Source organism: Methylobacterium sp. P3_A11 (assembly GCF_056403155.1).
Genome location: NZ_JBFUGA010000069.1, coordinates 1 through 20078, shown reverse-complemented (window position 1 = coordinate 20078; position 20078 = coordinate 1). Strand labels below are relative to the sequence as shown.

Genomic DNA, 20078 nt, shown 5'->3' with positions numbered 1-20078 from the left:
GAGCATGGCGCGCGAGGTCCTCGGTTGGCTTCGATCTTGGCTGCACGGGCCGCGGGTGCACCGCGATATGGGTTCCGCATTGGGGCCGCGCCATGACGGCGGCGCCGTGTTCCGGCGCACAGCCCTGTTTGCCGCAGCGCTAACGCTCCTGGTGGTCCCTTTCGTGACGGTGGCGCAGGCCGCTCCGGGCGAACCGGTCAAGCTCGTCGCCCTCGGCGACAGCCTGACCGCCGGCTACCGCCTGCCCAGCGATGCCGCCTTCCCCACCGTGCTGGAGCGGATGCTCAAGGCCAAGGGCGAGGCCGTGACGGTGACCAATGCCGGCGTCTCCGGCGACACCGCGACCGGCGGTCTCGACCGCGTCGACTGGTCGGTGCCGGACGGGACGGCCGGCGTGATCCTCGAACTCGGCGCCAACGACATGCTGCGCGGCACCGACCCGAAGGTGACCGAAGGGGCGCTGTCCGCGATCATCGAGCGGCTGAAGGCCCGGGGCATCCCGGTTCTGCTGGCCGGCATGCAGGCCGCCCCCAATCTCGGGCCGGACTACAAGGCGCGGTTCGACGCGATCTACCCGGACCTCGCCAAGCGCTACGGACTGACCCTCTACCCGTTCTTCCTCGACGGGATCGTCGGCGACCGCGGGCTGCACCTCGACGACATGCTGCACCCGAACCGGCAGGGCGTGGAGACCATCGCGGCGCGCATGCTGCCGACGGTCAACGCGTTCCTCGACCGACTCCGCCAGGGATCCTTACGCTGATGCCGCGCCTGTTCACGGCGCTCGCCGTCCCGCCGGAGGTCGCCGACGCCCTCAAGGCCTACCAGGGCGGCCTGCACGGTGCGCGGTGGATCGAGCCCGGTGATTTCCACGTCACCCTGCGCTTCCTCGGCGACGTCGAGGCGACCGTGGCCGAGGACGTGGTGGAGGCGCTCGCCGAGATGCGGGTTCGCCCGCCCTTGACGGTGACGCTCGACGGCCTCGGCATCTTCGGTGGCGACAAGCCGCGGGCGCTCTACGCCGCGGTGACGGCCGACCCGGCGCTCACCGATCTCCAAGCCGAGCAGGAGCGGCTGGTGCGCCGCGCCGGACTCGAGCCGGAACGGCGGAAGTTCACCCCGCATGTCACCCTGGCCCGCCTGCGCCGCGACGCGACGCCGGAGGCGACGGCGATGTACCTCTCGCAGGCGCCGGTCTTCACGCCGCTGTCGTTCGTCGTTGACCGGGTGACGCTGTTCTCGGCAAAGGACTCGACCGGCGGCGGGCCGTACCTGGCGGAGGCGGGGTTTCCGTTCGCGTGATGCGCCTGGGCTTGGTCGTTCACGTCCTTGCGAGCGAAGCGAAGCAATCCAGGGTCGCGACATGCCCCCGAACGTCGCGCTGCCCTGGGTCACTTCCCTTCGCTCGTGATGACGGAGGTTCGGCCTTCATGCGAGCCGATCACGCGATCGTCTTGCATCGGTTCACAGCCGCCGCAACGCCACGCTCTCGATCCGGTGGCTCGCGCCCTTGGTGAGGATCAGGCTCGCCCGCTGGCGCGTCGGCACGATGTTCTCGCGCAGGTTCGGCAGGTTGATCGTGGTCCAGAGCCGGTCGGCGATGTCGAGCGCCTCGGATTCCGGGATCTCAGCGTATTTCCGGAAGTAGGAGCGCGGGTCGCGGAAGGCGGTCTGGCGCAGCTTCATGAAGCGGGTGACGTACCAGCGGTGCAGGTCGTCCTCGTGGCCGTCGAGATAGATCGAGAAGTCGAAGAAGTCGGAGACGAACGGGATCGCGGTGCCGTCGCGCGGCAGGCGGGCGGGCTGGAGCACGTTCAGGCCCTCGACGATCAGGATGTCGGGGCTCTCCACCACCCGCTCCTCCCCGGGCACCCGGTCGTAGACGAGGTGCGAGTAGAGCGGCGCGGTCACGCGCTTGTGGCCGGCCTTCACGTCGTGGAGGAAGCGCAGCAGCGCGGCGGTGTCGTAGCTCTCGGGAAAGCCCTTGCGCTCCATCAGGCCGTTGGCGGCGAGCTCGGCGTTGGGCAGCAGGAAGCCGTCGGTGGTGACGAGGTCGACCTTCGGGGTGTTGGGCCAGCGCGCCAGCAGGGCGGTCAGGATGCGGGCGGTGGTCGACTTGCCCACCGCCACCGAGCCGGCGAGCCCGATGATGTAGGGCGCCTTGGTCTCGCGCTCGGCCATGAGGAAGCGCTGCGTCGCCTTGAATAGCCCCTGGGTCGCCGCGACGTAGAGGGCGAGCAATCGGGACAGCGGCAGGTAGATCGCCACCACCTCCTCGACCGAGATCGGGTCGTTGATCGATTGCAGCCGCTCCAGATCCTCCTGCTTGAGGGTGAGCGGCGTGTCGGCGCGCAGCTGAGCCCATTCCTCGCGGCTGAAGCGGCGATAGGGCGAGAGCCCGGCCGACGCTTCGAGGATCGCCTCGACCGTGCCGGGCAGCGCGGCCGCGTTCACGCGTGGCGCCTCGCGGCCTTCTCGGCGATGCCGCTCTGGGCGGTGCGCCGCTCCAGTTCGGCCATCACGGCGTCGAGTTCGACGCCGCCGGCCCGGAGCAGCACCACGAGGTGGTAGAGTACGTCCGCAGCCTCGTTCCGCAGGCCGGTCTTGTCGCCCTGCACGGCCGCGATCGCCGCCTCCACCGCCTCTTCGCCGAGCTTCTTGGCCGCCTTGGCGGGTCCCTCGGACAGGAGCTTGGCGGTGTAGGAGGTGGCCGGATCGGTCCCGGCGCGGCTCGCCACGAGGGCGGCGAGGTCGGCGAGCGTGTAGGCGGTCATGAAGCGATCTGCATGTTACGACGGCCCCTTATACAGATCAGGGCCGGATTTCGGCAGGAAACTGCGCCAGGGCCGCCCTGCGGGCAAGCGGAGCGGGTGAAGGCCGCCCGGCTTTGTCCGGGTCTCACCCGTTCGGCAGGTGCCGCGCCAGCGCCTCCAGCACGGCCATGCGCACGGCGACGCCCATCTCGACCTGCTCGCGGATCAGCGATTGCGCCCCGTCGGCGATCTCCGAAGAGATCTCGACGCCGCGGTTCATCGGGCCGGGATGCATCACCAGGGCGTCGGGCTTGGCCAGCGCCAGCTTCTCCGCATCGAGGCCGAAATAGCGGAAATACTCCTTCACGGAGGGCACGAACGAGCCGTTCATGCGCTCCCGCTGGAGGCGCAGCATCATCACGATGTCGCAGCCCACCAGACCCTTGCGCATGTCCGTGAAGGTCTCGACACCGAAGCGCTCGAGTCCGGCGGGCAGCAGCGTCGAGGGGGCGATCAGGCGGACCCGCGCCCCCATCGCCTGCAGCAGGATGATGTTGGAGCGCGCCACACGCGAGTGCAGGACGTCGCCGCAGATCGCCACCTGGAGCCCCTCGATCCGGCCCTTGTTGCGCCGGATCGTCAACCCGTCGAGCAGCGCCTGGGTCGGATGCTCGTGGGCGCCGTCGCCGGCATTGACCACCGCGCAGTCGACCTTGCGGGCGAGGAGATGGACCGCGCCGGCCGATTCGTGACGGACCACGATGATGTCGGGCCGCATGGCGTTCAGCGTCGCGGCGGTGTCGATCAGGGTCTCGCCCTTCTTCACCGAGGACGAGGCAACCGACATGTTCATGACGTCGGCGCCGAGGCGCTTGCCGGCGAGTTCGAAGGACGATTGCGTCCGCGTCGAGGGCTCGAAGAACAGGTTGATCTGCGTGCGTCCACGCAGGGTCGTGCGCTTCTTCTCCACCTGCCGCGAGATGTCGACGGCAGATTCGGCGGCGTCGAGGAGGACCTCGATGTCGGGCCGGGTCAGGCCCTCGATGCCGAGGAGGTGCCGGTGCGGGAAGGCCGGGGGCGCGGGCGTCGTCATGATGAGGCCCGGGTGTAGGTGCGGCGCGCCCGGGGGGCAAGGCTGTGTCGCAGACATCGTTCTATCCGCGGCGTGTGCCCCTTCCCAAAATAGCCTCGGACGACATGGTTTTGAGGCCCCGGCTGGCTCAATCGGCGGCAGGAGGATGCGCCCCCTCTCCCTTGCGAGAGGGGGCGCGTTGCGCTCCGTCATCAACCGTGTGCTCCCATGGGTGCAGCCGTGTTCCGAGGGGAGGCTAAGGGGCGGCTGCGGCGTTTTTTGCCGGCCGATGGTAACCGGCGCGACCCGCGCCACGTATTGGCCCGAACGGTCGGGAGCCGTACCGCTTCCGGCCCCGCGCCGCATGACCGGGATCCTGACGCTTGGCCGCCTCCCCTGCCCTCGAAGCCCCCGAGGCCGTCGACCGGCAGGGGCGCCGCTGGTTCTATCGACACCCGCTGGTGATCCGGCTGGCGCACTGGATCAACGCCGCGGTGCTGCTTGTGCTGCTGATGAGCGGCCTGCAGATCTTCAACGCCCACCCGGCGCTCTACTGGGGCGCGACCTCGACCTTCGACACCCCGGCGCTCGCCATCACGAGCAATCAGGGCCGCGACGGCGAGACCCGCGGCGTCGTGACCGTCGGCACGCACAGCTTCGACACGACCGGCGTGCTCGGCCTGTCCCGGGACGGCGGCACCGAGACGGAGCGGGCTTTCCCGTCCTGGGCGACGCTGCCGGCCGACCAGGATCTCGCCACCGGGCGGCGCTGGCACTTCTTGTTCGCGTGGCTGCTGGTGATCAACGGCGCCGGCTATCTCCTCTACGGTCTGTTCAGCGGCCAGCTCCGCCGCCGGCTGATCCCGGACGGCGACCAGATCCGCGACTTCGGCGGATCCGTGAAGGAGCATCTGCTGCTGCGCTTCCCCGAGGGCACGGAGGCCAAGCGCTACAACGTCATCCAGAAGCTCACCTATCTCGTACTGGTGCTGGGCCTGCTGCCCGCGATGGTGCTCGCCGGGCTCGCCATGTCGCCCGGAATGGACGCCGCCTGGCCCTGGCTGACGGAGCTGTTCGGCGGCCGGCAATCGGCGCGCAGCGTCCACTTCATCGCCGCCGGCCTGATCGTGCTGTTCGTGGTCGTCCACGTGGTGCTCGTGGTGGTCTCCGGCCTCGTCAACAACATGCGCGGCATGATCACCGGCTGGTTCAGCCTCGGCCGTGACCGGGAGACCGCGCGATGATCCTTCACCGCCGCAAGCTCCTCACCGCCGGCGCCGGCCTGATGGGCACCGCACTGCTCGGCGGCTGCGACCGGTTCGCCGGGACCGACTCGGGGCAGCGCGCCCTCAAGCTCGGCGAGGACGCCAACCTGTATGTCCAGCGCCTGCTGATGGCGCCCGCGACCCTGGCGCGGGAATTCCCGGCCGCGATGATCTCGCCCTGGTTCAAGCCGAACGGCTCCATCGATCCGCCGGACCGGGCCTATCGCACACTCGCGGCGAACAGATTCGCCGACTTCAAACTCACCGTCGACGGGCTGGTCGGGACCCCGCTGTCGCTCAGCCTCGCGGATCTGCGCGCCCTCCCGTCGCGGACGCAGATCACCCGCCACGATTGCGTCGAGGGCTGGAGCTGCATCGGGCAATGGGCCGGGGTGCCCCTCGCCGAGGTGCTGAAGCGGGCCGGGCTCAAGCCGCAGGCGCGCTACGCGGTGTTCCACTGCGCCGACACGCTGGAGTTCGAGGCGGGACCCAAGGGTGGGGGCAAGGGGCGCGGCCAGGGAGCGTCCCTGTGGCGCCCGACCCATCCGGGCGCGGTCCGCGAGGCCTACGTCCAGCTCGCTGCCGCCGCCGACGATTGGGGCGGCCCGGCCACAGCCACCGATGCCCCCAAGACCGATGCCCCCAAGATCGATGCCCCCACGGACGATTGGGGCCAGGGCAGCCCGGCCCCGGAGCCTGAGCAGGCGGGGATCCCGATCCGCTACTACGAGAGCATCGACCTCTACGATGCCTTCAACCCGCAGACGATCTTGGCCTACGACCTCAACGGCAAGTCGCTGCCGGTCTCGAATGGCGCGCCCCTGCGCCTGCGGGTCGAGCGCCAGCTCGGCTACAAGCAGGCCAAGTACGTGATGCGAATCGAGATGGTGGAATCGCTCGGGGGCATCGGCCAGGGCAGCGGCGGCTACTGGGAGGATCGCGGCTACGAGTGGTACGCGGGGATCTGAGCGCTCGGTGCGGCGTCTCCCCGCGCTCGCATTCCGCCAGGGTCTGACTGCGCGTGGCCGGATGGTCGGCGACCGCCCTCGCGTGCCGTTCATGCAAGCCGCCCGCGCGGCTTACGACGAGTCCCTCCGACGACGCTTGCGTCACCGACCCCATTTGACAACCCGCCGCCCGTGACCCACTTGTCCCCGGCGCGCGGCCCCGGCCCGACGGCGGGCTCATGTCCCACGCGAATTGCGATCAGAATTCGTCCGTCGCGCTCAGGTCCCGTCAGGGGCAGAGGTCTGAATGAAAGTCGTCGTCGTCGAGTCGCCGGCCAAAGCCAAGACTATCAATAAGTATCTCGGCCGCGACTATGAAGTCATCGCCTCCTTCGGGCATATCCGAGACCTGCCGGCCAAGGACGGCTCCGTGGATCCCGAACAGGATTTCCACATGGTCTGGGAGCTGGCCGACCGCGGGGCGAGCCGGGTCTCCGAGATCGCCAAGGCGGTCAAAGGCGCCGACAGGCTGATCCTCGCCACCGACCCCGACCGTGAGGGCGAGGCGATCTCCTGGCACGTGCTGGAGGCGCTCACCGCCCGAAAGGCCCTCAAGGGCATCCCGGTCGAGCGCGTGACCTTCAACGCCATCACCAAAGCCTCGGTCGAGGCGGCGATGCGCAAGCCGCGGGAGATCGACCAGGCGCTGGTCGACGCCTATCTGGCGCGCCGGGCGCTCGACTACCTCGTCGGCTTCAACCTGTCGCCGGTCCTGTGGCGCAAGCTCCCGGGCGCCCGCTCGGCCGGGCGCGTGCAGTCGGTGGCGCTCCGCCTCGTCGTCGAGCGCGAGATGGAGATCGAGCGGTTCAAGCCGCGCGAGTACTGGACGCTCATCGCCACGCTGACGACCGCCGACGGCGCGATATTCGAGGCCCGCCTCGTGGGCGCCGACGGCAAGCGGATCCAGCGCCTTGACGTCGGCTCCGGCGACAAGGCGGCCGCCTTCAAGCGCGACCTGGAACTCGCGACCTTCCATGTGGCGAGCGTCGAGGCGAAGCCCGCCAAGCGCCACCCGCAGCCGCCGTTCACGACCTCGACCCTGCAGCAGGAGGCCTCGCGAAAACTCGGGATGGCGCCGGCCCAGACCATGCGGGTCGCCCAGCGCCTCTACGAGGGCGTCGATGTCGGCGGCGAGACGGTCGGCATCATCACCTACATGCGGACCGACGGCGTCGACATGGCGCCGGAGGCGATCCAGGACGCCCGCCGGGTGATCGGCAAGGAGTTCGGCGACCGCTACGTGCCCGACGTGCCGCGCAAGTACAGCGTCAAGGCCAAGAACGCCCAGGAGGCCCACGAGGCGGTGCGGCCGACCGACATGGGCCGCCTGCCGAAGGCGGTGGCACGGCACTTGGAGCCCGAGCAGGCCAAGCTCTACGACCTGATCTGGACCCGCACCATGGCGAGCCAGATGGAATCGGCCGAGCTGGAGCGGACCACCGTGGACGTCACCGCGAAGGTCGGCCCCCGTCAGATCGACCTGCGCGCCACCGGCCAGGTGGTGAAGTTCGACGGCTTCCTGACCCTCTACCAGGAGGGCAAGGACGACGAGGAGGACGAGGAGAGCCGCCGCCTGCCGCCGATGAAGGCCGGCGACCCGCTCACCCGCGAGCGGATCAGCTCGACCCAGCACTTCACCGAGCCGCCGCCGCGCTATTCCGAGGCGAGCCTCGTGAAGCGCATGGAAGAGCTCGGCATCGGCCGGCCCTCGACCTACGCCGCTGTCCTCCAAACCCTGCGGGATCGCGAATACGTCAAAATCGAAAAGAAGCGGCTGCAGCCGGAGGATAAGGGGCGGCTCGTCACGGGCTTCCTGGAGAGCTTCTTCCGGCGCTACGTCGAGTACGATTTCACGGCCGACCTGGAGGAGCAGCTCGACCGCGTCTCCAACGCCGAGATCGACTGGCGGTCGGTGCTGCGCGACTTCTGGCGCGATTTCTCCGCGGCGATCGGCGAGACCAAGGAGCTGCGCGTCACCGACGTGCTGGAGGCGCTGAACGGTCTGCTCGGGCCGCACATCTTCCCCGACCGGGGCGACGGCGCGAACCCGCGGACCTGCACGGTCTGCGGGACCGGACAGCTGTCGCTGAAACTCGGCAAGTTCGGGGCCTTCATCGGCTGCTCGAACTACCCGGAATGCAAGTACACCCGCCAGCTCTCGGCCTCGGGCGTCGACGGCGAAGGGGACGGCTCCTCGGCCGAGGGTGGCCAGCCCGGCGTGCGGGTGCTCGGCAACGATCCCAAGACCGGCCTGCCGGTGACGCTCCGCGACGGCCGGTTCGGGCCGTTCCTGCAACTCGGCGAGGCCTCCACCGAGAAGGGTGCGGAGAAGCCGAAGCGCTCGTCGCTGCCGAAGGGGCTCAGCCCCTCGGCGGTGGATCTGGAGAAGGGGCTGGCGCTGCTGGCGCTGCCCCGCGAGGTGGCGCGCCACCCCGAGACCGGCGAGCCGATCCTGGCCAATCTCGGCCGCTTCGGACCCTACGTGCAGCACGGGAAGACCTACGCCAACCTCGGCAAGGACGACGACGTGCTGGAGATCGGCGGCAACCGCGCCATCGACCTGATCGTCGCCAAGGAGCAGGGCGGCGGTCGCGGCCGTCCGGCCGCCGATCCCGGCCGGCCGCTCGGCACGGACGCGGCGAGCGGGCGCGACCTCGTGGTCAAGGCCGGCAAGTACGGGCCCTACGTCACCGACGGCGAGGTGAACGCCACGCTGCCGAAGACCATGAACGCCGAGGCGCTGACGCTCGACGAGGCCATCGCCCTGGTCAACGCCAAGCGGGCCTCGGGCGGCGGTAAGCCGGCCAAGCGCGGGGCGGTTCGCAAGACATCCGCGCGCGCTGCGAGCGGCGACAAGCCGGCGGCCAAGAAGACGGCTGCGAAGAAGCCTGCGGCGAAGAAGGCCCCGGCGAAGAAGACGGGCGCCGGCTGACGCCCTCGGTCATCGGTGCTCTCCGTGTCTGAAAGGTGGCCGAGCCCGGGCGCGCCGACGCGGCGACCGGGCGTATTCTGCCTGCGCAGAAAGCCTCGCCCGGCGGCTCAGACCAGATACGTGATGGTCGCCGCCAGGGCCGTCGCGAAGGTCGCCAGGGCGATCGTGGTGGAATTCACAAGGGCTCGGCCGGGGGGCATACCGGCGGCATCGTCGTCGCAGCCGAAGGCAGCACCGGCCGCGTGCTCGAAGCGGATCAACGTCAGGCGGCGGGCCTCGATCGCGGCATCGCTCATGGACTGCGCCTCCCTGACCACGGTCAAGATTAATCTGCGCCACCAACGTCGATCGTCCCGTTCCGTTCCGGTGGCGGCCTTTGGGTGCCGGACGGGCGGGTCACGGGAAAGCCTTAACCCATCGTTGTGCAACGTCGTGATGACGGACGGCCCTGCCCGGCCGGGACTCGATAGCCCTCGGGCTCTCGCTCGCGGCGGCGCAGCATGCGATGGTGCGGTCACGTCGCCCGAGGGCGAACGGCTTTGATGTTTATGATTTGTTCCGCTATCGTGCGGGGATGAAGGCGCATGCATCACGATCCCAGAACCGTCTGCGGGAATCCGAGCCGGCCGATGCGGCGCGTCCGCGGGGGCCGCGCGTGAGCGATCCGGCCCGCGACCTGTTCGGGCCGGGCGGCAAGGCGGCCGCCCCGGCATCTCCGTCTCGCGCGCCGGAGCCGCGCCGGCGCCTGGACGCCACGGCCTCGGTGACGGCGCTGGCCGCGGCCGAGCCCGATTCCGGCTACACGGCCTCCGATATCGAGGTGCTGGAGGGGTTGGAGCCGGTCCGGCGCCGCCCCGGCATGTATATCGGCGGCACCGACGAGCGGGCGCTGCACCACCTCTTCGCCGAGGTGATCGACAATTCCATGGACGAGGCGGTGGCGGGCCACGCCAGCTTCATCGAGGTGGAGCTGGAGGAGACCGGCGCCCTCGTGGTCACCGACAACGGCCGCGGCATCCCGGTCGACCCGCATCCGAAATTCCCCGGCAAGTCGGCGCTGGAGGTCATCATGACCACGCTGCACGCCGGCGGTAAGTTCGACTCGAAGGTCTACGAGACCTCGGGCGGCCTCCACGGCGTCGGCATCTCCGTGGTGAACGCGCTCTCCGACCTGCTTGAGGTCGAGGTGGCGCGCAACCAGACCCTCTACCGCCAGACCTTCTCGCGCGGCCATGCGCAGGGGTCCCTGGAACTGGTGGGCCGGGTGCAGAACCGGCGCGGCACCCGGGTCCGCTTCCACCCCGACGCGCAGATCTTCGGCTCGCTGAAGTTCGACCCGCGCCGCCTGTTCAAGATGGCGCGCTCGAAGGCCTACCTGTTCGGCGGCGTCGAGATCCGCTGGCGCTGCGCCCCCGCCCTCCTCGAGGGGCTGGAGGGCGTACCGGCGGAGGCCGTTCACCGCTTCCCCGACGGCCTGCGCGACTATCTCGCCCGGGACATCGACGGCAAGGACCTGGTCACGGAGGCGATGTTCGCCGGCAAGATCACCAAGCCGGGCTCGCACGGGTCGCTGGAATGGGCGGTGGCCTGGATGGTCACCGAGGACGGGTTCTCGCATTCCTACTGCAACACGATCCCGACGCCGGAGGGCGGCACCCACGAGGCCGGCCTGCGGGTCGCCCTGCTGCGGGGCCTGCGCGAGCATGCCGAGCGGGTGAACCAGGCCAAGCGCATGACCGCCGTCACCACCGACGACGTCATGGCGACCTGTGCGTCGATGCTGTCGGTCTTCATCCGGGAGCCCGAGTTCCAGGGCCAGACCAAGGACAAGCTCGCCACCGTCGAGGCGCAGCGCATCGTCGAGACGGCGGTGCGCGACGCCTTCGATCATTGGCTCGCCGCCTCCCCGGCCCAGGCCAACAAGGTTCTCGACTGGGTGATCGACCGGGCCGAGGAGCGCCTGCGCCGGCGCCAGGAGAAGGAGGTCGCCCGCAAGAGCGCGACCCGCAAGCTCCGCCTGCCCGGCAAGCTCGCCGACTGCTCGGCCGCCGGCACTGCCGGCTCCGAGATCTTCATCGTCGAGGGCGATTCCGCCGGCGGCTCGGCCAAGCAGGCCCGCGACCGGGCGACCCAGGCGATCCTCCCCTTGCGCGGCAAGATCCTCAACGTCGCCTCGGCGAGCCGGGACAAGCTCGGCGCCAACCAGTTGATCTCGGACCTCACCCTGGCGCTCGGCTGCGGCACCGGCACGGCGTTCCGCGAGGCGGACCTGCGCTACGACAAGGTGATCATCATGACGGACGCCGACGTCGACGGCGCCCACATCGCCTCGCTGCTGATCACCTTCTTCTACCGGCAGATGCCGAAGCTGATCGACCGCGGGCACCTCTACCTCGCGATCCCGCCGCTCTACCGGCTGCAGCAGGGCTCGAAGGTGGCCTATGCCCGCGACGACGCGGACCGGGAGCGGATCACCAAGACGGTGTTCAAGGGCGGCAAGGTCGAGATCGGGCGGTTCAAGGGCCTGGGTGAGATGATGCCGGCCCAGCTCAAGGAGACCACCATGGACCCGAAGAAGCGCACGCTCCTGCGCGTCGCGGTCTTGGACGAGGCCCGGGAATCCACTGGCGACACGGTCGAGCGCCTGATGGGCAACAAGCCGGAGGCGCGCTTCGCCTTCATCAGCGAGCGCGCGGCCTTCGCCGAGGGGGCCGATCTCGACATCTGAGAACGCGGCATCGGCGCGGCTCCTGTCGCGCCGGGCGGTGGGCCTGCGCGAGAGGCTGCGACGGCGTCGGCAGCCTATCGCGGCGCGGCGAGCGCCTTGGCCGGGTCGAAGGGTTGGGCGGCCGCCACCGTGTCGGTGCTCAGGGTGAGGATCGCCGAGTACCGCTCGCCGCCGGGCCGCAGGACCACGGCTCCGGGCTCCACCGCGATGACCTTGCTGCCGAGGCCGAGGAACCCGCCGACGTCGATCACCACCGCCTTCAGTATTCCGCCATCGGTGATCAGAAGGTCGTCGATCTTACCGACGCTGTCGCCGGCGGCGTTGCGCACCGGCACGCCGATCATCTTGGTGGCCAGGAAGGCGACGGGCTTGAGCCCCTGACGCTTGGCGGCTTCCTCGGCGCTCGCCGCCTCCATCAGCCGGCCGGTCCCTTTGCCGTCCGTGGAGGTGCCCGGCCCCGTGCCCGGCAGGACCGTACCCTTGCCGATCACGGTCGCGTCCTGCGCACCGGCCGGTGCGTTCGCCAGACAGAGGGCTGCGAGGGACAGAAGAAGAACTCGGCTTCGCATCGCGGATCGCTCCCGAGCGCCCGGTCCCTGCGTCGGATGTCTCCGGGGCGCCGCGATCTCAATCCCGGGCCGCGACGACGGTTCCGGCTTCCCCTGTCGCACCCGGCCGGAGGCCCGAACATGCGAAAGGGCTCGGCCTTCCGGCCGAGCCCTTCCACCGCACAGAGCCGGTCGTGCCGGCTCCGCCGTTCGATCTTAGTACGAGCCGAACTTGTAGTTCAGGCCGGCGCGGACGACGGCGAACTCGGTCTTGGCGGCGGCGCCGTTGAGGTAGGCGGTGCCGTTCGGGGCCAGCAGGTTGCCGTAGAACAGGCCGCCGGCCGAGTTCTTCTGACGGTCGAGGCTGACGTACAGGCCTTCGACCTTCAGCGTGACGGCCGAGGAGCGGAAGAAGTTCAGGAACGAGTCGGTGGGCAGAGCGTACTCGACGCCGCCGCCGGCGGCCCAGCCGGTGCGGAAGCTGTCGCGGAAGCGGTTGCCAGCGAAGTTCTGGTCGTCCTGGCCCGAGCCGTAGGCGAAGCCGCCGGTGCCGTACACGAGGGTGCGGTCGAAGGCGTAGCCGAGGCGGCCACGCACGGTGCCGAAGTAGTCGAGGCCGTTGCCGCTGGTGGCGACGAAGGCGCGCGGGGGAGCGAAGGCGATGCCGGTGGTGCCGCCGAAGGCGTAGTTCTGAGTGGCGTTGGCGCGGCGGGCGAAGTCGACGTACTGGGCGTCGGCCTCGAAGCCGATCACGACACCGGAGCCCGGCGTGAACTGGTAGTTGTAGCCGATCTGGGCGCCGCCCGAGAAGCCGTCGTTGTTGCTGCGGTTGTTGACGCTGACGACGCCGGCGGTGCCGGGCGAGTTGATCAGCGAGCCGGCCGGCAGGGCGTAGTTGCTGGTGTTGCGGCTGCTGGCGTCGAAGCCGTAGCCGGCGTTCACACCGACGTAGAAGCCGGTCCAGGTGAACACCGGCACCGGCGTGAACACCGGCGGCGGCGCGGCGCGGCGCGGCAGGTCGGCGGCGGACGCCGCGGCAGTCAGGCCGGCGAGGACGGTGGATGCGAGGAGAAGCTTCTTCATGATGGTGTCGGTCCTGGGGTTAGCTTGAGCCGGCAGCCTTCTAGGCGCTCTCGGATGGCGGGTCTGTCGCTTTCCTGCAACAAGCCTCCTCAGACTAGGTCGATCCCGTCAACGAAAGATGAAGACTAACAGACCCTCTGCTCGAGCAGCCGCCTCGATTGCGGTCTGGGATGCCGTCGGGACACCTGGAAAAGCGAGGGCGACTACCTGAGTTGCGGGTCATGCATATTCTGAAACGCCCCCGCGGCCTGCCCGAGATCATTCAATGTCTCCGAAGGGGCAGAAAGAGGGAGGCGTTTTATTCCGGCACAACTTTCGCCGCGGTGCGGGGCCGTCGTAAGCGGTCGGTTAACCCTGTTCTCCGATGGTTCTGGGATGAGAGCCGGCCCCCACCCGGCGGAGACAGCCGTCCATGCAAAGCCCTGACGACCGGAGCCGGACGACCTTCGGCAAGCGCCGGGCGCCGGACGCCGTCCCCGACCTCCCTGTCCGGCGGGAGGCCCGTGTCCGGTCGGGCAGGACCGCCGGCCCCCTCCCCTGGGCGCTCCGCATGGCCGGGATCGTCGGAATCGTGGGCGTGATCGTCGCCTACCAGCTCGCGCGCCTGAACCGGCCGGACGTGGTCGCCCTCGCGACCGCGACGTCGTTGAGCGATCCCGAGACGACGGGTGCCATCGCCTCCGCCCGGGTCACCCGCCTTGACCCCTGCGGGCTCCCCGCGACCGACCCGCTTCGGCCCTGATCACGCGGAATTTGGCGGCGGATCCCTTGTGTGTGATAGCGTCTCGCCGACATTGCGAGATTGACAAGTCGCGCCAAGGCCCTAACTGACAGAAACCACGCGCCCCGCGGCCCCGGGAGCGTCCGATCGCCCCGCGTGAGCCTTTCCCAGCCGTTGCCGCGACGGTGTCCTTCGCGCCGGCCGGGCGCGCAACGGTTCCTGAACGCAAATGCCTTTTTCCGACCTGGGACTGAGCGAGAAAGTCCTGAACGCCGTCGAAGCGGCGGGTTACACCGAGCCGACGCCGATCCAGGCCGAGGCCATCCCCCATGTGCTGGCACGCCGCGACGTCCTCGGCATCGCCCAGACCGGCACCGGTAAGACTGCGGCCTTCACGCTGCCGATGCTGACCCTCTTGGAGAACGGCCGCGCCCGCGCCCGGATGCCGCGCACGCTGATCCTGGAGCCGACGCGCGAACTGGCCGCCCAGGTGGTCGAGAATTTTGATCGCTACGGCACCAACCACAAGCTCAACGTCGCGCTGATCATCGGCGGCGTGTCCTTCGCCGATCAGGATGCCAAGCTGATGCGCGGCACGGACGTGCTGATCGCCACGCCGGGCCGCCTCCTCGATCATTTCGAGCGCGGCAAGCTCCTGCTCACCGGCGTGGAGCTGCTGGTCATCGACGAAGCCGACCGCATGCTCGACATGGGGTTCATTCCCGATATCGAGCGCATCGTCAAAATGGTGCCGTTCACCCGGCAGACCCTATTCTTCTCCGCGACCATGCCGCCTGAGATCGAGCGGCTGGCGGACATGTTCCTGCACAATCCCCAGCGGGTCGAGGTCGCTCGTCCCGCCTCGACGGCCACGACCATCACCCAGCGCCTGGTCGCGACCGGCGCAGAGGGGCATGCCAAGCGCGAGCGCCTGAGGGACTTGATCCGCGGCGAGGCGGAACTCAAGAACGGCATCATCTTCTGCAACCGCAAGCGCGACGTCGCGCTGCTGCAGAAGTCGCTGGTCAGCCACGGCTTCGACGCCGCCGCCCTCCACGGCGATATGGACCAGCGGGCGCGCACCGCGGCCCTGGATGCGTTCCGCAACGGCGAGACCGCCCTCCTGGTGGCCAGCGACGTGGCGGCGCGCGGCCTCGACATCCCTGCGGTCAGCCACGTCTTCAACTTCGACGTGCCGCATCACCCAGAGGATTACGTCCACCGGATCGGCCGCACCGGTCGCGCCGGCCGGAGCGGCGCGGCCTTCACGCTGGTCGCTCCCGAGGATACCCGCTCCCTCGGCGCCATCGAAGCGCTGATCGGCCAGCCGGTGCCCTGGCTGGACGGCGATCTGACGACGGTGGCCGAGTCGTCCGGCGATACCGCCACGCGTCACCGCGGCCGGTCGGGCGAGAGCCGGCGCGGTCCGCGCTCCACGAAGGCCGGCACCGCCCGGGGCGTCAAGAGCACCGGAGATGCCGAGGCAGCACCCCGCGAGCGCTCGAAGGCGCGGGCCAGCCGCGCTGGATCGGCCGCGCCGCGATCCGAGAGCCGCCCGGAAAGCCGTCCCGAGGCGCGTACCGAGCGGCGCCCCGACAGCCGCGCGACGTCACGCGGCGGCGAGGCCGGGCGCGAGGAGCGTGGGCGCCGGATCGAGGCGGACGGGGATACGCCGGTCGGCCTGGGCGCGCACGTCCCGGCTTTCTTGCTTCGACCAGTCTTGGCGAAGAAGGAGAAGTAACAAAGGTCCCTTCGGGCTTAACTGTCCGGCTACCAGACAGTCGTATATCAGGTCAGGGCTGCGGCGCAGGCGCGTCGGTCGCCCCGGACCACGGGATACGGATGAGCCAGGAGACCTATTCGGACCGCGATCGCAGCTTCGCCCTGGCGAAGCGCAGCCACGATCTGATCCGCGATTACGGCCCCTCCGCGACGCCGCGTGCCTACGCGGTGTGGTACGGCTACGTGTCGGGGGAGCTGCCGCTCCTCACCGACGCGGTGAAGCGCCTCACCACCCAGAACGGCTGCCTCACCGAAGGCGATATCGACGACCTGCACGAGACCTATCTCGACGGGCGGCGTCTCGCGAGCACGACCGACGACGTCAGCCGCGTGGTGCTCGGCGAGATCGCGGCGGTGACGGAGATCCTGGACCTGTCGCTGGGCTCGACGGCACAGTACAGCGAGTCGCTGCGCGGCGTGGCCCAGGACCTCTCGCAGGGCCTTCCGAGCCGGGCTCGGTTCGGCGAAATCGTCGCGACGCTGGTCGCGACGACCCGGGAGGTTGCCGCCAACAACCGGATCCTTGAAGCGCGCATGCGCGAGACCCGCACCGAGATCGAGACCCTGCGCGAGAAGCTGGAGGCGACCCGGCGCGAGAGCTTGACCGACGCCCTGACCGGCCTGGCCAACCGCAAGCATTTCGAGGAAAGCCTCAAGGCGGCCATGGAGGCCGCGCGGGCGCGCACCACCCCGATGAGCCTGATCATCCTCGACATCGACTTCTTCAAGCGCTTCAACGACCTGTACGGCCATCTCACGGGCGATCAGGTCCTGCGGCTCGTGGCGATCGTGATGCGGGAGAATGCCGGGAAGCAGGCGCAGCTGGCCCGGTTCGGCGGCGAGGAGTTCGGCATCATCCTCCCCGGGGTCGAACGGACCGCGGCCAAGCAGGTGGCCGAGACGGTTCGCGCCAGTGTCATGGGTCGCGAACTGGTGAAGCGCTCGACCGGCGAGTCGCTCGGTAAGATCACGATTTCCCTCGGCGTTGCGGTGCTGCGCCCGGGCGACACGCCGGCCTCGCTGATGGAGCGGGCCGACCTATGCATGTTCGCGGCCAAGCGCGCGGGCCGCAACCGCGCCTTCGACGACACGTCCGAGTCGTTGTCGCAGGTGGCGTAGGCGGGCTTCGCAGACGCGGTCTCTGCCGGGTCTGCGGATTGTCCCGCCGGGAGCGTCCGCCGCTCATCGGCGGCAAGCCCGCCATCCGCGGCACGAGGCCGTCTTTGCCGGATGCGGCGCGCGAGCCCCATTCCCGCCGGGGCGATGCGCCCGATACGTCCGAGCGGCTATCGCCCGTCGCGAACCGGAGCGTGCCGAGGCCGCGCCCGCTCAGCGGCGGACGCCCCTCGGGAATTCTCTCAGGCCGGCGCGGCCAGGCGGTCCGCGGAGACCGGCGTGATCGCCACCGACTCCCCGCAGCCGCAGGCCGAGGTCTGGTTCGGATTGTTGAACACGAACTGAGACGCCAGCTTGTTGGTGGTGAAGTCCATCTCGGTGCCGAGGAGGAACAGCACCGCTTTCGGGTCGACGAACACGCGCACGCCGCGATCCTCGACCACGTCCTCGCCGGGCTTGACCGCCTCGGCATATTCCATCGTGTAGGACATCCCGGCACAGCCGCCGTTCCGGACGCCGACGCGGAGACCGGCGATCGGCCGGTCGGCCTCCGCCATGATCGCCTTGATCCGATCGGCGGCACGATCGGTCAGCGAGAGAACCTTGAAGCTAGCGGACATCGTCACCCTCCCGCCCATCCGGGTTCAAGGCCCGGGGACGCGCATTCTGACAGGCCTAAGATAAGCATTGGGTGAAGCCCGGTCCACCGCGCCCGGGTCACACCGCCCCGGCAATCGCCGCCTCAGGCCGCATCGCCGGTCAGGCGCGCGAAGGCCGCGAGATCGACATTGCCGCCGCTGATCACCACGCCGACACGCTTGTCCGTCACATCCACCAAGCCGTTCAGCACCGCGGCGGCCGCGAGGCAGCCCGTCGGCTCGACGACGAGCTTCATCCGGCTCGCGAAGAACCGCATGGTTTCGACGAGCTGCGCGTCGGTGACGGTGAGGATCTCGGACACCTGCGCACGGATAATCGCGAAGGTGAGGTCGCCGAGCGCCGTCGATTGCGCCCCGTCGGCGATGGTGCGGGGTACCGGGATCGTGACGATCCGGCCCTCGCGGAACGAGCGCTGGCCGTCATTGCCGGCCTCCGGCTCGACGCCGATCACCCGGCAGCCCGGGGACAGGGCGGCGGCGGCGAGCGCGCAGCCCGCGAGCTGGCCGCCGCCACCGAGGCAGGCCACCAGCACGTCGAGGGGACCCGCCGTCTCGATCAGCTCCTGGGCCAGAGTCCCCTGCCCGGCGATGACGTCGGGGTGGTTGAAGGGCGGGATCAGCGTCAGGCCGCGCGCCTGCCCGATCTCCCGGCCCAATGCCTCACGGTCCTGGGTGTAGCGGTCGTACAGGACCACCTCGGCGCCGTAGCCGCGGGTGGCCGCGATCTTCGCAGCCGGCGCGTCGCCCGGCATGATGATTGTGGCTGGCGTGCCGAGAAGCCGGCTCGCCAGGGCGATCGCCTGGGCGTGGTTGCCGGAGGAATAGGTGATCACCCCCCGGGCGCGGGCCGCCTCCGGCAGGGCGCTGATCGCGTTGTAGGCGCCGCGGAACTTGAAGGCACCGGCCCGCTGCAGGTTCTCCGCCTTGAAGAACAGCTTTGCGCCGGTCATCGCGTCGGCGGTGCGGGACGTCAGGAACGGCGTGCGGTGCGCCACGCCCGCGATGCGCTCCGCCGCGCGCGCCACGTCGGCGTAGGTGGGAAGGGCGCTGGTCGCCTCGACGTGTTCGCCCTGCATCGTGGTCGCGCCTCGCTCGAATCCCCTGCGGCTGTCTCATACGGAGGTTTCGGGCCGGGCGCATCCTGCCGATTCACGCGGGCAAGCGAAGCCATTCGCCCGTTCGCGGCATATCTCCGCAGGAACGCTGGGGGGCGGCATCACTACGGCACTTCACGATGAAAGATGCAGCCCAGAGTAAATGTCTCAGATCATCGTCGAGGTTAATAATCTATACGAGCTTCTACCGGAAACAGCGTCTCCCTGAGGAGACGGTTCGCAGCGGGATAGGTCGGACGAGAGCGGCTGAAATCCCGGGAGGCGCAGCAGATCCAATGCGGGGAACGGCACCCTTATTTTCTCCCATCGGTGCCGAGGCGGGTTTGTGCTGCAGCCCCGGGATGCACTCGCACACCATCATGGCCCGGCTAAAGAACAGCCTGCGAGACCTTGCCGAGGATTTTACGCCTATCCTCATCAAGTGCGAACGACGAAGGATCGAGGTAGGCACAGATCGTGGCCCAGGGATCAATGGGTGTTCGTGAGACACGCCATCGAACCGTTGCTCTACGCCAGGATCGAACCTGATCCTGGGCATTATGCGCATGGATTACTGAACCCGAAGAGACAGATCCAGGCAAACGCCGTCGAACTGTCGACGGTCAATTTTGAGCACGGCCCGGTCCCCATCATATTCGGCTATGCCGGGCTCCAGTTGGCCTTCGACCGTGCGTTCACGGATGCGGGCGAAGATTACGATCGGATGAAAGCGGCGGATTGGCTGGATTGGCCCCTGTGCTTCGGCGTCCGCGTTGTGGATGGCGGTGAATGGGACGCTGCCGATGAGCACGGAGGCATCGATTTCGAGGTCGTCATTGGCTGCCCTACTAGTCGATCACTTCATCGGCCATGGCGACCAGATTTTGCTTGAATTCGAATCCTATGGCCTTCGCCGCTCTCATATTGATGACAAAATGATATTGTCTTGGTTGATATATCGGTATATCTCCAGGCTTATCGCCTCTGAATATCCAGGCAATTTGATCTGCGGCTCGGGTCCAAATATCTGCGATATCCAGGTCGTGAGCCATGAGACCACCTTCGTCAACGTAGGCGCGGTATGGATATAGAGTGGGAATTCGATTATCCTGCGCCAGCTTGACTATGAGTTCTCCGTATGTGCGGTTTTCAGCCGCGCTACTCACCAATATGGCATCCGCCCGCTTCGACGCTTCGGAGAAAGCCTTGGTGTATTCRGCCTCGCCGTGAGGATTTTCAACGGGCGGTCCAATCAGTTCCACGCCTATCTTCAGAGCCGCAGCCTCGACCCCAAGGCCAACTGCTGTCGTCCATGTGG

General features: G+C 68.9%; 19 protein-coding genes. 10 read left to right on the top strand and 9 right to left on the bottom strand.

Annotated features, from left to right (window positions below; all coding sequences use genetic code 11):
- Positions 1-4: 4 nt before the first annotated feature.
- Together AC1DXK_RS20345 and thpR are read left to right on the top strand one after the other, a co-directional pair.
- The gene (locus AC1DXK_RS20345) at positions 5-763 is read left to right on the top strand and encodes an arylesterase (protein WP_457105571.1); all 759 of its coding nucleotides are present in this window, start codon (positions 5-7) and stop codon (positions 761-763) included.
- Positions 763-1302: an RNA 2',3'-cyclic phosphodiesterase gene (gene thpR, locus AC1DXK_RS20340; protein WP_457105572.1), complete on the top strand. Its 540-nt coding sequence runs from the start codon at positions 763-765 to the stop codon at positions 1300-1302. The genes AC1DXK_RS20345 and thpR overlap by 1 nt, the downstream gene beginning before the upstream one ends.
- A gap of 162 nt (positions 1303-1464) precedes the next feature.
- On the opposite strand, the gene coaA is transcribed toward thpR, so the two are convergent.
- From coaA to AC1DXK_RS20325, 3 genes are all read right to left on the bottom strand, one after another.
- Complete coding sequence (gene coaA, locus AC1DXK_RS20335; protein ID WP_457105573.1) at positions 1465-2454, bottom strand: type I pantothenate kinase; 990 nt, start codon at positions 2452-2454, stop codon at positions 1465-1467.
- Positions 2451-2774 (bottom strand): phosphoribosyl-ATP diphosphatase, encoded by a 324-nt coding sequence (locus AC1DXK_RS20330; RefSeq protein ID WP_020095338.1) that lies wholly within the window; start codon positions 2772-2774, stop codon positions 2451-2453. The genes coaA and AC1DXK_RS20330 overlap by 4 nt, the downstream gene beginning before the upstream one ends.
- Positions 2775-2898: 124 nt before the next feature.
- Positions 2899-3846 (bottom strand): aspartate carbamoyltransferase catalytic subunit, encoded by a 948-nt coding sequence (locus tag AC1DXK_RS20325; RefSeq protein ID WP_457105574.1) that lies wholly within the window; start codon positions 3844-3846, stop codon positions 2899-2901.
- Between the two features lie 362 nt (positions 3847-4208).
- Here AC1DXK_RS20325 and AC1DXK_RS20320 point away from each other — a divergent pair, with 362 nt between their 5' ends.
- The 3 genes from AC1DXK_RS20320 to topA all read left to right on the top strand — a co-directional run bounded on the left by AC1DXK_RS20320 (position 4209) and on the right by topA (position 9029).
- Positions 4209-5069 (top strand): cytochrome b/b6 domain-containing protein, encoded by an 861-nt coding sequence (locus tag AC1DXK_RS20320; protein ID WP_457105575.1) that lies wholly within the window; start codon positions 4209-4211, stop codon positions 5067-5069.
- On the top strand, positions 5066-6058 hold the full coding sequence (locus tag AC1DXK_RS20315) for a molybdopterin-dependent oxidoreductase (protein ID WP_457105576.1): 993 nt from the start codon (positions 5066-5068) through the stop codon (positions 6056-6058). Before AC1DXK_RS20320 ends, AC1DXK_RS20315 begins: the two co-directional genes overlap by 4 nt.
- 286 nt (positions 6059-6344) lie before the next feature.
- Positions 6345-9029 carry a type I DNA topoisomerase gene (gene topA, locus AC1DXK_RS20310; RefSeq protein WP_457105577.1) on the top strand — a complete coding sequence of 895 codons (2685 nt, stop codon included), beginning with the start codon at positions 6345-6347 and terminating at the stop codon, positions 9027-9029.
- Positions 9030-9136: 107 nt separating this feature from the next.
- Here the strand turns inward: topA and AC1DXK_RS20305 are convergent, their stop codons facing one another.
- Entirely contained in the window at positions 9137-9325 is a 189-nt protein-coding gene (locus AC1DXK_RS20305) for a hypothetical protein (RefSeq protein WP_457105578.1), read from the bottom strand.
- A 359-nt stretch (positions 9326-9684) separates the two neighbouring features.
- On the opposite strand from AC1DXK_RS20305, the gene parE reads away from it, so the two are divergent.
- A complete protein-coding gene (gene parE / locus AC1DXK_RS20300) occupies positions 9685-11757 on the top strand; it encodes a DNA topoisomerase IV subunit B (RefSeq protein WP_457105579.1) in 2073 nt (690 codons plus the stop codon).
- A 74-nt stretch (positions 11758-11831) separates the two neighbouring features.
- Here the strand turns inward: parE and AC1DXK_RS20295 are convergent, their stop codons facing one another.
- Both AC1DXK_RS20295 and AC1DXK_RS20290 read right to left on the bottom strand, forming a co-directional pair.
- Positions 11832-12326, bottom strand: coding sequence for a PRC-barrel domain-containing protein (locus AC1DXK_RS20295; RefSeq protein ID WP_457105580.1), 495 nt, complete (start codon positions 12324-12326; stop codon positions 11832-11834).
- A gap of 195 nt (positions 12327-12521) precedes the next feature.
- The gene (locus tag AC1DXK_RS20290) at positions 12522-13388 is read right to left on the bottom strand and encodes an outer membrane protein (protein ID WP_477298819.1); all 867 of its coding nucleotides are present in this window, start codon (positions 13386-13388) and stop codon (positions 12522-12524) included.
- Between the two features lie 412 nt (positions 13389-13800).
- Between AC1DXK_RS20290 and AC1DXK_RS20285 the strand changes: the two genes are divergently transcribed.
- The 3 genes from AC1DXK_RS20285 to AC1DXK_RS20275 all read left to right on the top strand — a co-directional run bounded on the left by AC1DXK_RS20285 (position 13801) and on the right by AC1DXK_RS20275 (position 17010).
- Positions 13801-14130, top strand: coding sequence for a hypothetical protein (locus tag AC1DXK_RS20285; protein ID WP_477298817.1), 330 nt, complete (start codon positions 13801-13803; stop codon positions 14128-14130).
- A 208-nt stretch (positions 14131-14338) separates the two neighbouring features.
- Positions 14339-15850: a DEAD/DEAH box helicase gene (locus tag AC1DXK_RS20280; protein WP_457105583.1), complete on the top strand. Its 1512-nt coding sequence runs from the start codon at positions 14339-14341 to the stop codon at positions 15848-15850.
- A 101-nt stretch (positions 15851-15951) separates the two neighbouring features.
- Positions 15952-17010 (top strand): GGDEF domain-containing protein, encoded by a 1059-nt coding sequence (locus AC1DXK_RS20275; protein ID WP_457105584.1) that lies wholly within the window; start codon positions 15952-15954, stop codon positions 17008-17010.
- 239 nt (positions 17011-17249) lie between these two features.
- On the opposite strand, the gene AC1DXK_RS20270 is transcribed toward AC1DXK_RS20275, so the two are convergent.
- Positions 17250-17627: a HesB/IscA family protein gene (locus AC1DXK_RS20270; protein ID WP_457105585.1), complete on the bottom strand. Its 378-nt coding sequence runs from the start codon at positions 17625-17627 to the stop codon at positions 17250-17252.
- A 122-nt stretch (positions 17628-17749) separates the two neighbouring features.
- Positions 17750-18742 (bottom strand): threo-3-hydroxy-L-aspartate ammonia-lyase, encoded by a 993-nt coding sequence (locus tag AC1DXK_RS20265; RefSeq protein ID WP_477298814.1) that lies wholly within the window; start codon positions 18740-18742, stop codon positions 17750-17752.
- Between the two features lie 520 nt (positions 18743-19262).
- Here AC1DXK_RS20265 and AC1DXK_RS20260 point away from each other — a divergent pair.
- Positions 19263-19652 carry a hypothetical protein gene (locus AC1DXK_RS20260; RefSeq protein ID WP_457105587.1) on the top strand — a complete coding sequence of 130 codons (390 nt, stop codon included), beginning with the start codon at positions 19263-19265 and terminating at the stop codon, positions 19650-19652.
- On the opposite strand, the gene AC1DXK_RS20255 is transcribed toward AC1DXK_RS20260, so the two are convergent.
- A partial coding sequence (locus AC1DXK_RS20255; protein ID WP_477298812.1) for an ABC transporter substrate binding protein occupies positions 19609-20078 on the bottom strand: 470 nt, incomplete at its 5' end. The two genes, AC1DXK_RS20260 and AC1DXK_RS20255, sit on opposite strands and share 44 nt — an antisense overlap.